Raw genomic sequence first — 12358 nt, 5'->3', positions numbered from 1 at the left:
GGCAGCGGCTTCGCGCCGGACTCCGGGATAAGGGGTACCTGCGCCCCATGTCGCGATCGTGTTGCGTCAGCCGGGCCTGATGTTCTGATTCACGCGGAACAGGTTGGCCGCGTCGTATTTGCGCTTGATCTCCGCCAGTCGCGCATAGTTATCGCGGTACGACGCCTTCACGTTGTCATTGCCCTCGTCCATCATCATGTTGATGTAGCCGCCGCCAGCCGAGTGCGGATGCAGGGCCAGCCAGTAGTCCTTCGCCCACTGCATGATGCGATCGTTGTTGGCCGGGTCGGGATCCACGCCGACAATCACGCTGGCAAAGTTGGCATCGCGGTAGCTGAAGGCGGTGTCGTCGCAACTGGCGCGATGCGCTGCACCATTGACCGGATACAGGTGCATGGTCGAGTGCATCGACGGCAACTGCTGCCCGTACTTGATATGCAGATCGATGGCCTTGTCGCTCAGGTCGCTGACGAAGTCGGCTTTCCAGTACCACTGCAAGCCCGCCGGATACAGTCCGTCGAACAGGCTCTGCAGGACAGGCCAGGGGATGGGCCCGGCAAAGTCCACCGCCGGCGGCATGGCCTCGCGAATCGGACGGAAGTGCGCTTCGGCCTGGTCGAGCGGGCCGGTGTAGCACCACACCACGGCGCACATCTTCTGCAGGTGAACTTCCTCCGGGAACGGCGCCGCGGGCGGCACAGTGACGAAACCGAACCAGCCATTGATGTCCTGCGGCGCGCTCAGGATGAAGTCGCGCCACCATGTCATCAGCTCGCGTGCCTGCTCCATCGGCCACAGCATCGGGCCGCCATAGACCGTGGCAACGGGATGAGCCTTGAACTCGAACGACGTCACCACGCCGAAGTTGCCACCGCCGCCGCGCAACGCCCAGAACAGGTCGGCGTTTTCGTCGTCGCTTGCGGTAACGACGCGCCCGTCGGCCAGAACGACCTCGGCGCTGATCAGGTTGTCGATCGTCAGGCCGTAGGCGCGGCTGAGGTAGCCGATGCCGCCGCCAAGCGTCAGTCCGCCCACGCCAGTGGTCGAGATGAAGCCACTCGGCGTCGCCAGGCCGTAGGCACTGGCGGCGTGATCCACATCGCCCCAGGTGCAGCCACCGCCAACCCGCAGTGTCTTGCGTCCGGCATCGACAAACACGCCCTTCATGGGCGACAGGTCGATCACCAGTCCGCCATCGCATGTGCCGAGCCCGGCACCATTGTGTGCACCGCCACGCACGGCCAGCAGCATCCCGCCGTCGCGCGCGGCGTTCACCGCCGCGATGACGTCCGCAACATCGACGCAGCGCGCGATGATCGCAGGACGCTTGTCGATCATGCCGTTGTACACGGCACGCGCCTGGTCGTAAGCCGCGTCGCCCGGCTGAATCAGTTGTCCCCGAAAAATCGCCTTGAGTGCGGTTGCAACGGGTTCGCTCAACGAAGCTTCCATGGTTGTCTCCTGTCCGGTTGGTATGCAGGAGTTTTAGCAACCTCGGCGTTTCGAAAGCGTTAGGCAAGCCGTTACATGGGGGATTCCGCCTCCCGACCGGCGCACGGTGGTCGAGCCGAAACTAACGCGCGAGTAGCGCCCGCGCCTTGACGATGTCGGGCTGATCGAAGCCCTCGGTGAATCGCGCAAGCGGCGCCTCGACCACCTCATGCGGATTGGCGCGTCCCTGCGACGTTCGCAGCGTTGTCCATGACAAAGTGGCACGCAGTTCAAGCGGGAGCGCGCGTTGGGCCGTGGCGATCTCGATCGCCTTGATCAGCGATGACTCGGCTTCGGCAAGGTTTGCCCTGCTGCGCAGCAGCAATTCACCGCGCAGACGGTACAGCTCGGCGTCCACCCAGTGCTCGCCAGTGCGCCCGGCGCATTCGAACGCCTGGTCCAAAGCCGCCAACGCAGCCTCGGTCTCTCCTACGTCGCCCAGGCATTCAGCCAGCATGCCCAGATAGAGCGGCAGACGCAGGCGTGCGCCCGTCGCGTGAAAGCCCTCGATCGCCGCCTGCATCGCCACCACGGCGTCGGCGCTGGGCGACTGCTTGGCGTTCGCCCAGGCGAGCAGGATGCCTGCCCAGGCGAGGTAGTAGCCTACGTGGTACTGCTCGGCGATCTCGTGTGCCTGGCGGGCATAGTGCAGCGTGTGACCGTGCTCATGTCGTAGCGCGTGCTGCGTTGCTAGATATGACAGCGCGAGCGCCTGGGAGAACGGGTGTGCTACCCGGTTCGCCACCTCTAGCGCTTCGCGTCCACGCTGAAGGGCCTGATCGGCAAGCCCCCTGAACCACAATGCATGCGCCGACCACGCGGCGGCCAGCACGCCGAAGTTACCGCCCATCAGGGACGCATGCTCGGCATGCTGGGCTTCGTCATAAGCGCCGTGGGCGCGTTGGTACGCGGGCTCGGCAGCCATCCAGTCGCCTTGCTGGACCAGACTGCCCATGACGCTGGTCCATGCCATCACCGAGTAAGTACCGGAGCCCAGCGGCCCCAATCCCGCAATCAGTTCCTCGCTCAGGCTACGTGCCTGTGCAAGTTCCGCCCTCACCACCAGGAAGAATGAAAGGCTGACCTGGGCGAGTGCTTGCTGGTTGGCGTCACCCGCCAGCCGGCTCAGTTCCAGCGCGCGTCGCAGCGGCGCCTCCAGTTCGGGGGCGGCCCAGCCTCGGGCGATGCGAATCGGTGGCGCCAGGTCGAGTTGCAGCGCCAGCGATTGACTGGCGCACTCCTGCGGATCGGCAATCCGCTCCGCTTGCACCAGCCCGCGCGTCAGCCATGCAATGGCATCGTCATAGGCGTACACACGTTGCGCCACGCCGGCCGCGCGCCGATAGAATACCGCCGCCTGGGCTGGCAGGCCCGCCCGCTCATAGTGCGAGGCGATCTGCGCGCTTTCCGCGTCGGGCGCATCGCCTGGCGCCTGCTCGAGCGCTCGCGCCACGCGCAAATGCAGGCGGCGGCGCTGCAGCGGATTCACGTCGGCGTATGCCACGTCGCGGATCTTGTCATGGCTGAAGTCAAAGGCCAGGCCGCTATCGTCGGTCTGGCGCACGATGCGCCGTTGCCACAGCTCGTCCAGCGCGCCTGCCAGGGCATCCTCGCCGAGGTCGCTTGCCTGGGCGAGGATGTCGGTCGTGAACGCCCGTCCGATGATTGCAGCAACCCCGACGATATCGCGGGCGCCCGGAGGAAGCTGCGCCAGCCGGTTCGAGATGATGGTGTACACCTTGGGCGGCAACTTCGACGCCATGCCGCCCTGTGCATCCCCGACCGGCATGGTGTCGGAGCGGGCCCGCATCATTTCGACCGCAAACAGCGGGTTACCCTCGCTCTCCTCGAACAGCCGGGTTGCCTCCGCGTCGGCCAGCGGCCGGTCAAGGATCTGGGCCGCTATCTTTGCCGTTTCGGCGGCATCGAGTGTCCCCAACGAGATCTCGATGAACTGGTCGTCGCGGCGCAGTGCGTCCAGCAGCCGGCTAGCCGCGTGTAGCGGCATGATTTCCTCGGGGCGCGCCGTTGCGACCACCATCAGCCTTGCCGCCACGTCGAAACGCATCAGGAAGCGCAGCCATTCGAGCGTCTCGCCGTCGCACCATTGCAGGTCGTCGAGCAGCAACAGGAGCGGCCCGCCTTGTGCAAGCACCGCTCGCGCAAGCGCCTCGAAGAACCGTTGGCGTTGCCAGTATTCGGTAAGCGGCGACGGCGGCGACAGTCCGGATTGCTGCGTGAGGAGTTCGGGCAACAGGCGCGTGACCTCGGTCAGCCACAGTCTGTCGAGCTTGCCGATCGCGCCACTCAGGCCAGGGCTGCGCAGCCAACCGGTCACCGGCGCAAATGCGAGCTGTCCCTCGGCCGCATAGGCGCGCGAATGCGCCACGGTGATGCCTTGCTCGGCCAGATGGACGAGCAGTTCCTCCGCCAGGCGCGATTTGCCGATGCCGGCTTCGCCCAGGATCAGGACAAACTGCTTGTCGCCCAGCTGGGTACGCTGCCAGACTTCAACAAGCCGGCGCCATTCGCCATGCCGGCCAATCATTGGCAGCATCGCATCCCGCGGGCGTTGGCGCTGCATTGACGCGGCCTGCCCGGCCAGCCGCGCATAGGCCTCGCGCATGGGTTCGCCGGGCAGGACGCCCAATTCGCGAGCGAGCGTTTCCACACAGCTACGATAGGCGCGCATGGCCGATGCGTGATCGTGGTTCAGCGCATGCAGGCGCATCAGCGCCATGCAGGTGGGTTCGCGGCAGGGGTCGAGCCGCTGCAACTGCTGCGTGTACTTCAACGCCTTTGCATAGTCGCGCCGGTCCTCGCTCAGTTGACCGAGGCGCGCGAGCGCCGCGATGCACTGTTCGCGCAATCTTTCGCGCTCGGGGTGGATCCACTCGTCATGGCAGTTGGCCAGCAGGTCACCGCGATAGAGATCCGCGGCATGCGTCAGCTGCTCTTCTTCAGCGCCTGCGTCGCCGTGCCTCGAGGCCCTGGCCGCAGCCGCAAGCGCAGACTGGAACTGCGCAACATCGAGGTCGGGCGCCGAATCGGGCAGCCATCGCACCGTTTGCGCATCGGCATGGACAAACTGATCAGCCTCCGGCCAGGTCTTGCGCAGTTGAAACAGCAGTTGACGCAGGGCATTGCGCGCCTGCGTTTGGGAGGAATCAGGCCAGAATAGTACTGCGAGCTGCTGCCGCGTCTGCGGTGCATCGCGATGCAGGACAAGGCAGGCGAGCAGCGCCTGCAAGCGGGGGGAGTTTGCGTTAAACAGGGGCGCGTCAGTGCCGTCGAGCTGGAAGTCGCCAAACAGACGGACAGAGTAGCGGGCCTGGGAAGTCATGCTGGAGCGCAATGCGGCACAAAGCGGTGGGTAGCTCCTGTAGGCAGCGTGCGGTGCCCACTGCGGTAGCGCTCGCGCAGGAACTCTCCAACACCCAAGCCCGTGTGAGCGCCATTCGTGACTATACTCGCGTTGGCGCGTCCCATCCGGCCAGCATCGGGGACGGGCAGTTCTCTCACGTGAGAGATATGGCGCCAAGTTTGGTGAGAAGGCAGCAGCGGCATCGGATCGGCTGGGGTAAGGAGAAATAGCATGGTGGAGACTTCTCTTGGGCCGCCACGTTCCTGCGCGTAACTCTCTTCGTGTACTAGGATCGAATAACTAGAGCCCATCAGGAAAGGGGACGGTCATGCAACGACGTGTCACTGTCGGTGACCATCAGGTTTCGATCGAAGTGGAGCAAAAGTACGATCCTGACGCGCCTGCGGTTGCCATCGGGTATACGGTGCGCTATTCGATTGCGCGTACCGACGGGCGGCCGGTCAGGAATGGCCTCCTGAGCGTACAGTCCTATGAACTGATAGACGGTACGGAACACTTTCCAACCATAGAAAGTGCGCTGGATTACGGCGAGGCAAAGGCACGTAACGACATTGCGACGTTTTAGCGGCTACCTCGCGCAGTGATCAAAACCCCGCTTCGGATCAGGAATCTTTGCCCAGGGCTCGGCGCCTGGACCACGGGACGGTAAAGGATCACTTAGCCTTCTGAACATAGATCGGTGAATGGAGGAGGCAAATACCTGACAAGAGTACTCCGCAAGTCACGCCCACTTCGGATGCGCGCTCTCGGATTTCGCCCTCCCCCGCTAGCCCAGTGACCTATGTACCTGAAGCAATACCCGGAATCACTCTCTCCATGGCATGGCCATCGAAAACGCGATTCGCTAGAACGGCTATCCTCTGCCCGGCTGAATCAGCGGAAGGCATGTTTTCTCAGAACCAGGAGCGCATCATGTCAATTGGACTCTTAGGACCTTGGCCAGGCGGCGTACGGCGACGTCAAGGCGGATATCAAGAGGCTGAGCAACAGGAATCAGGAGACACCCATGCTGGAGACGACGCTGAATCAGTTCCCTCCGCCGGAGCAGGAAGCTTTCCGCGAGACCTGTCTGCGTAACGGGGTCGCACCCGACGGATTTACCGTAACAGCGGTTGAAGACGCTGCAGGCACTGTGCCGGCACGCGGGCGCACCGTCTCGGTAGGCTTCGGGAGGGAAATCCGCCAATACAACGGAAACCTGGGTGCGCAATGGACTGTCGATTTCGAGGACGACCTGAGATCGCGCGTGTTCGGCTGAGCCTTGCGTCTCTGCGCCACCGTTGCGCCCGGTACGCAAGCGCACCGACTTCTTGCGCCTATGGGGACAACATTGCTTCCGCACAGGCCGTCAGGTCGGCAAGTAGCGGCAACAGGCGCGGCTCTATGGGTGCCGCGCAACGATGCTCAGCGATTCGCGACGCTCGCCTTGCGCTGCCTCTGTACGCTGTCGCACCGCGAGCCCATCCGCTTTGAGCTAGGCTGAATTCGTACATCGAGCACCGGAGCGAAAGAACCGCCGCCAGATCAACGCCAGTCACACAGGCCCATCATGAACTTCATTACCAGCGCCGGCCCGCTAATCTCGTTGATTGCCGGCATCCTTATTCTTGTCATTCCGCGGCTGCTTAACTATATCGTCGCCATTTACCTCATTGTCATCGGCCTGCTCGGACTGTTTGGCGGGCACCTGCGCTGAGCGGCGGCGGGGCCGCTCACCACCTTCCGGCACGAAAGCAAAAGCCCCGCGCGGATGGCTCCGGCGGGGCTTGGGCGAATCTGGTTGCGGGGGCAGGACTTGAACCTGCGACCTTCGGGTTATGAGCCCGACGAGCTGCCAACTGCTCCACCCCGCGGGGCAAAATATACGCTGATTGGCGGCACCTGGATACCCCTTCCTCCAAAAAAACTGTGCAGATTGCCGGGCAGGTCTTTTCGGGCCGACCGCTTTTGGCATAGGTTCCCCGGAAGCTCGCTCTTGCTGGAATCTCGCTACAAGGGAAATCCACCTTTGCCAAGGCGTGTCCTGGCGCGTTGCCACGCCCTCGATCCAGGTTGCAAGTTCGGCGTAACCTGGCCTGGTGGCATGCAGTGCCGCAGAATCCACTGGCCGAAGCAGCGCAAGGATGTCACGCCGCGGCTCAATCGAACCGCTACATGCCGGCGCCTGAGCTGCCAAGGTCGGACTGGATTGCGGCCAGTTTGACATACAAGGTGCTCCGCGAAATTCCCAGCGTCCTGGCGGCCATGGACATATTGCCGTGGGAATTCGCGATCGCATCGAGTATCGCTTGTCTTTCCATTTCCTCAAGACGACCGGGCGGGGCAGCCATTGAAGGCGAGGTGGAATCCGAGTCCTTTGGCGTCTGCGCGATGCTCGGGGGTAATAGAGACATATCGATGATGTGGCCTTCGCTGAGCGCGAACATCACCTCGAAGACATTCTGCAGCTCACGTATGTTGCCCGGCCAGCGGTAGCGCAGAAGCGCCTGCCACACGGCGGGTTCAGGCTGCTTGGGCGCACAGCCATACTTGCGCGCCAGTTTGCTGTTGAGATGCGCAATGATTGCCTCGATATCGCCAGGCCGGTCGCGCAGCGGCGGCAGTAGCAGGCTGACGACGCAGAGGCGGTGGTACAGGTCTTCGCGGAAGCGCCCGGCGGCGATCTCCTTCTGCAGATCGCGGTTAGTGGCAGCGACGATGCGCACCGAAACGCGCCGCTCGCGGGTATCGCCCAGGCGGACCACAACGCCATCCTGCAGCACGCGCAGCAGGTGGGGCTGCATTTCAAGCGGCATCTCGCCGACTTCGTCCAGAAACAGCGTACCGCCGTCGGCCTGCTCAAACTTGCCCGCCAGGCCGCCACGGCGGGCGCCTGTAAAGGCGCCATCGGTATAGCCGAAGAGTTCGCTGGCCAGTAGCTCACGGGTGAAAGCGCCGCAGTTGACGGCAATGAACGGACCCTCGGGGCGATTTCCCGCGCGATGCAGCGCCCGGGCAAAGAGTTCCTTCCCGGCTCCGGTCTCGCCCAGCAGCAGTACCGGCAGGTCGAGAGGGGCGATACGGCGCGCGCGCGCCTTGGTTGCCTCCAGCACCTCGCTGGTCCCGATGATCTCGCCAAATGCATCGTTGGCTGCCATCGGTGCCGTGGCCATGGGCAGCGATACGGCGGGTCGATGCTGGCGCGCCCCGAGCGGGATCACCAGCATCGTACCCAGCATGCCGTCATGGTCCTTGATGGGGTGCAGCCATTCCGGTCGCAGCCATTGCGGGCGTTGGCAGCACCGGTCGATATCGGGCAGTGTCAGGTCGAGTCCTGGCACCTGCCCGCCAAGTTCGCAGGGCAGCCGCACGTCATAGCTCTCCCGCGCCGCCGGCGCATTGCCGTTGGTACGGACAATGCGCCCGCGGCTGTCGACGAGCACAACGTAGTCGCTGGCGTAACGGATGAAATGATCGATCGATCTGGTCAGCAGACGCTCGTGCAGGGCAACGTTGCGGCGGGCCAGTTCGCATTCGATCTGGCTGGCGGCAGCCACCACCAGGCCCAGGGTGTGGCCATGGAAAGTCTCCTTGACGCCGGATATATCCACCACGCCCAGCAGGGTGCGCCCAAAGGGGTCAAAAATGGGGGCCGCGGCGCAGGTCCAGCGTTTGACGTCCAGGCAGAAATGCTCGTTGGCATGGATCTGAACCGGAGCGGCGGTGGCGATCGCGGTGCCGATGGCATTGGTACCGATGACGTCCTCATTCCAGCAGCCGCCAGTGGCCAGGTTGATCCTCTCACCGACGCTGCGCGCCCGGGTCTCGCCATTGAGCTGCAGAATGGTGCCACCCGGGTCGCAGAGCATGATGAGGGTACCGCATTCGCGCAGGATCTCGCGCAGGCCCTCGAGCGCCGGACGCGCGGCATCGCACAGGTCCCGGCTCTGCCGCTGCAACTGGCGGACATGTTCGGCGGCTGCGCCCGGTGCGGAATGCTTGGCAGGATCAACGGCCTCGGACCGGCATCGCTGCCAGGATGCGAGGACAACGCTTCGCACCCCCTTCGCTTCCAGGGGCTGGTCCTGCAGAAAACGCTCCCAAGCCGACGCCACAACCAGTTCGTCGCCGATGCGGGGGATCAGGGCGCCGAAATGTGAAGATGGCATCGGGGCGATCACTATCCGTTGACTGCAGTAACCGTAAGCCCTTGCTATCCCCAAGTCAACAAGCTCTTTTCAGAATGATTTGTGCCCTGCAGCAAAGCAACCAGAAGGTGTCCGGTTTCCGGTCATCGTGGCTTCAGGTGTCCGGAAACCGGACAGCGACATTGGTCTTTTCCGGCGCGCCAGGGCACGGGTTCAGGCAGCGGCTTGCGGTGAATTCCCGAACGTCCCTCACTCGAATCCGAATCGGGAAGCCGCTCGCACCACCGGCACGCTTCGCGAGGCTCTGAGCGCGAGCGGCCTGATAGCGTTGCGGCACGCAGCCAGCACATCGTTTGCCCAGGATTTCCAGACCTCGATCTGATCGCTGCAGCTCTCGCCATATATGCACCACATACAGAAGTGCTCGCAGTTATTGGAAATCAGGCGATAGCGATCTTCGCCGAGGCGGGAGTAGGCGCGCTGGACGGCCTCAACCCCAGCGAACCTGGCTCCGGGGCTTTGCCGGACCCAGACCGGACGCCCTTGCGCGAATTCCGCAAGCGTGACCTCGTGCACCGGGCCGCGACGCAGTGACCGCGACAGACCCGCGTAGTGCACGACCTTGCCGCTCCCCGCATAGACGCCATGATGCGTGTAGCCAAGGCGATCGGTGACGAGATGGGCTCCGATCGCCGGGTCCGTGTCGGCAATCCCTTCGACAATCAGGCGACTTGTCTTCGTTGAATCTTTCATGAGCTTCACCACGTTTCGCTGCCATTCGCATGGAACCAGCGCACAAGGCGTGCCAGCGCAGCAAGCGGCCTGCGTGGTGGAGAACAGGAAAACCAAAGTGCATCGCAGCAGCGACAGGCAAGCGCCCTTCCCCAGGCCCGGCGCGATCCGCGCCGGGCAATCGTCAATGCGGCCACGGCTGAAGCCGGTGCTTGCCTGAGGACAACCGCATTGAATTACTGGCCAGAGGGCGTCCGATTCCCGGACACCTGCCGTGCAGGGTGTCGGGAATCCGGACAGTGACAGCAGCCCCCCGCTACCAGCGGCGTGGCCAGGAAATGCGGGCAACCCGTTGATTTCCATCGCGTACGAGGCTGCTCACCGGTTCCCGTCAGGCTTGGCACGCGCCTTGCCATGGATGGTTCGTGGGATCTCCCACCATGACTACACCAATGACAGGAGGCAACATGCAACCGCAGTCCACCGTACAGGTGATGGGCATCGATGCTGGCGGCACGATGACCGACACATTCTTCGTGCGCTCCGATGGCCGCTTCGTGGTCGGCAAGGCGCAGAGCAATCCCGGCGACGAATCCCTTGCCATCTACAACTCTTCCGAAGACGCCCTCGCCCACTGGGAGCGGACCGTGGATGACGTCTATCCGGAGCTGGTGACTTGTGTTTACTCCGGGACGGCAATGCTCAACCGCATTCTCATGCGCAAAGGCCTTGCCGTCGGCCTGATCTGCAACCGCGGCTTCGAGCAGATCCATTCGATGGGCCGTGCGCTGCAGAGCTACCTGGGCTATGCCCTGGAGGACCGCATTCACCTGAACACCCACCGCTACGACGAGCCGCTGGTGCCCGTCTCGCGCACGCGCGGCGTCACCGAGCGTACCGACGTGCAGGGGAAGGTGGTCATCCCGCTGCGTGAAGACGAAGTCCGCCAGGCAACCCGGGATCTGGTGGAGGCCGGCTCGCAAGCCATCGTCATTTGCCTGCTGCAATCCCACAAGAACGAATCCAGCGAGCAACGCGCCCGTGACATCGTGCGCGAAGAGCTCAAAAAGCTGAAGGCGGATATCCCGGTCTTCGCCTCGGTGGACTATTACCCATCGCGCAAGGAGAGCCACAGGATGAATACCACCATCCTCGAGGCTTACGGCGCGGAGCCTTCGCGGCAGACCCTGAAGAAGGTCAGCGATCGCTTCAAGAAGCACGGCGCCAAATTCGACCTGCGGGTGATGGCCACGCACGGTGGCACCATCAGCTGGAAGGCCAAGGAACTCGCACGCACGATTGTCTCCGGCCCCATTGGCGGCGTCATCGGCTCCAAGCTGTTGGGTGAGTACCTGGGCGACGAGAACATTGCCTGCTCCGACATCGGCGGCACCAGCTTCGACGTGGCCTTGATCACCAAGGGCAATTTCGCCATCAAGTCCGATCCCGACATGGCCCGCCTGGTCCTATCGCTGCCCCTGGTGGCGATGGACTCGGTCGGTGCCGGCGCCGGCAGCTTCGTGCGCCTGGACCCCTACAGCAAGTCGATCAAGCTCGGCCCGGACAGCGCCGGCTACCGCGTCGGCACCTGCTGGCCGGAAAGCGGGCTCGACACGGTGTCGGTCTCCGACTGCCACGTCGTGCTCGGCTACCTGAACCCGGAGAACTTCCTGGGCGGTGCCATCAAGCTTGACGTGCAGCGCGCCCGCGACCACATCAAGGCGCAGATCGCCGACCCGCTCGGCCTGTCGGTCGAGGATGCCGCCGCCGGCGTCATCGAGCTGCTCGATCTCACGCTCTCCGAGTACCTGCGCGCCAACATCAGTGCCAAGGGCTACAACCCGGCGGAATTCACCTGCTTCTCATACGGCGGCGCTGGCCCGGTGCACACCTACGGCTACACCGGGGGCGTCGGCTTCAAGGACGTCGTCGTGCCGGCCTGGGCGGCCGGCTTCTCGGCCTTCGGCTGCGCCTGCGCTGACTTCGAGTACCGCTACGACAAGTCGGTGGACCTTGGTGTCGCCCAGCACGCCCCCGACGCCGACAAGGAAGCCGCCTGCAAGAGCCTGCAAGAAGCCTGGTCTGAACTCGCAGTCAAGGTTATCGACGAATTCGTCCTCAACGGCTACAAGCCCGAGGACGTGCTGCTGATCCCCGGCTACAAGATGCAGTACATGGGCCAGCTGAATGACCTCGAAATCGTCTCGCCCGTGACCAGCGCGGCCACCGCCGCCGACTGGGACCAGATCGTCGAGGCCTTCGAGAACACCTACGGCCGCGTCTACGCGAGCTCTGCCCGCTCGCCGGAACTGGGCTTCTCGATCACCGGCGCCATCCTGCGCGGCACCGTCGTGACCCAGAAGCCGGTGCTGCCGGAAGACGCGGATGCCGGCCCGACGCCGCCCCAAAAAGCCTATCTTGGCACCCGTCCTTTCTACCGCCACAAGAAGTGGGTGGATGCCGCGCTCTGGAAGATGGAAGCCCTCAAGGCCGGCAACCATATCGTGGGTCCAGCCATCATCGAATCCGACGCCACGACCTTCGTCGTGCCCGACGGCTTCGAAACCACGATCGACAAGCACCGCCTGTTCCATCTCAAGGAAGTGAAGTAAGGAGACCCGCC

At 63.8% G+C, this 12358-nt stretch carries 9 protein-coding genes and 1 tRNA gene; 5 read left to right on the top strand and 5 right to left on the bottom strand.

Annotation, left to right across the window (positions count from 1 at the left end; translation table 11 throughout):
* Positions 1-66: 66 nt before the first annotated feature.
* Both AC07UK_RS14100 and AC07UK_RS14095 read right to left on the bottom strand, forming a co-directional pair.
* Positions 67-1452 (bottom strand): FAD-binding oxidoreductase, encoded by a 1386-nt coding sequence (locus AC07UK_RS14100; protein ID WP_436223418.1) that lies wholly within the window; start codon positions 1450-1452, stop codon positions 67-69.
* 121 nt (positions 1453-1573) lie between these two features.
* Complete coding sequence (locus AC07UK_RS14095; RefSeq protein WP_494693875.1) at positions 1574-4846, bottom strand: AfsR/SARP family transcriptional regulator; 3273 nt, start codon at positions 4844-4846, stop codon at positions 1574-1576.
* 337 nt (positions 4847-5183) lie between these two features.
* Here AC07UK_RS14095 and AC07UK_RS14090 point away from each other — a divergent pair, with 337 nt between their 5' ends.
* The 3 genes from AC07UK_RS14090 (at position 5184) to AC07UK_RS14080 (ending at position 6572) form a co-directional block, all read left to right on the top strand.
* On the top strand, positions 5184-5441 hold the full coding sequence (locus AC07UK_RS14090; RefSeq protein ID WP_436223416.1) for a hypothetical protein: 258 nt from the start codon (positions 5184-5186) through the stop codon (positions 5439-5441).
* Positions 5442-5882: 441 nt separating this feature from the next.
* Positions 5883-6134: a hypothetical protein gene (locus AC07UK_RS14085; protein ID WP_494685750.1), complete on the top strand. Its 252-nt coding sequence runs from the start codon at positions 5883-5885 to the stop codon at positions 6132-6134.
* A gap of 291 nt (positions 6135-6425) precedes the next feature.
* Positions 6426-6572 carry a DUF3096 domain-containing protein gene (locus tag AC07UK_RS14080; RefSeq protein ID WP_078196252.1) on the top strand — a complete coding sequence of 49 codons (147 nt, stop codon included), beginning with the start codon at positions 6426-6428 and terminating at the stop codon, positions 6570-6572.
* A gap of 81 nt (positions 6573-6653) precedes the next feature.
* On the opposite strand, the gene AC07UK_RS14075 is transcribed toward AC07UK_RS14080, so the two are convergent.
* From AC07UK_RS14075 to AC07UK_RS14065, 3 genes are all read right to left on the bottom strand, one after another.
* Positions 6654-6729 (bottom strand) — tRNA-Met (locus AC07UK_RS14075).
* Positions 6730-7026: 297 nt separating this feature from the next.
* Positions 7027-9036 carry a sigma-54-dependent Fis family transcriptional regulator gene (locus tag AC07UK_RS14070; RefSeq protein ID WP_494685751.1) on the bottom strand — a complete coding sequence of 670 codons (2010 nt, stop codon included), beginning with the start codon at positions 9034-9036 and terminating at the stop codon, positions 7027-7029.
* A 216-nt stretch (positions 9037-9252) separates the two neighbouring features.
* Positions 9253-9756: a lecithin retinol acyltransferase family protein gene (locus AC07UK_RS14065; protein WP_494685752.1), complete on the bottom strand. Its 504-nt coding sequence runs from the start codon at positions 9754-9756 to the stop codon at positions 9253-9255.
* Here AC07UK_RS14065 and AC07UK_RS14060 point away from each other — a divergent pair.
* Together AC07UK_RS14060 and AC07UK_RS14055 are read left to right on the top strand one after the other, a co-directional pair.
* Positions 9755-9955: a hypothetical protein gene (locus AC07UK_RS14060; RefSeq protein ID WP_494685753.1), complete on the top strand. Its 201-nt coding sequence runs from the start codon at positions 9755-9757 to the stop codon at positions 9953-9955. The two genes, AC07UK_RS14065 and AC07UK_RS14060, sit on opposite strands and share 2 nt — an antisense overlap.
* A 247-nt stretch (positions 9956-10202) precedes the next feature.
* Positions 10203-12347, top strand: coding sequence for a hydantoinase/oxoprolinase family protein (locus AC07UK_RS14055; RefSeq protein WP_494685754.1), 2145 nt, complete (start codon positions 10203-10205; stop codon positions 12345-12347).
* Positions 12348-12358 lie beyond the last annotated feature (11 nt).

The sequence above is a fragment of the Cupriavidus sp. GW821-FHT07C08 genome, from assembly GCF_059419025.1.
This window is presented reverse-complemented; position numbering and strand designations above follow the sequence as displayed.

Coding starts and splice junctions, on each gene's coding strand:
- AC07UK_RS14100 (WP_436223418.1), bottom strand. CDS start 1,452: ATGGAAGCTTCGTTGAGCGAACCCGTTGCAACCGCACTCAAGGCGATT.
- AC07UK_RS14090 (WP_436223416.1), top strand. CDS start 5,184: ATGCAACGACGTGTCACTGTCGGTGACCATCAGGTTTCGATCGAAGTG.
- AC07UK_RS14085 (WP_494685750.1), top strand. CDS start 5,883: ATGCTGGAGACGACGCTGAATCAGTTCCCTCCGCCGGAGCAGGAAGCT.
- AC07UK_RS14080 (WP_078196252.1), top strand. CDS start 6,426: ATGAACTTCATTACCAGCGCCGGCCCGCTAATCTCGTTGATTGCCGGC.
- AC07UK_RS14060 (WP_494685753.1), top strand. CDS start 9,755: ATGAGCTTCACCACGTTTCGCTGCCATTCGCATGGAACCAGCGCACAA.
- AC07UK_RS14065 (WP_494685752.1), bottom strand. CDS start 9,756: ATGAAAGATTCAACGAAGACAAGTCGCCTGATTGTCGAAGGGATTGCC.
- AC07UK_RS14055 (WP_494685754.1), top strand. CDS start 10,203: ATGCAACCGCAGTCCACCGTACAGGTGATGGGCATCGATGCTGGCGGC.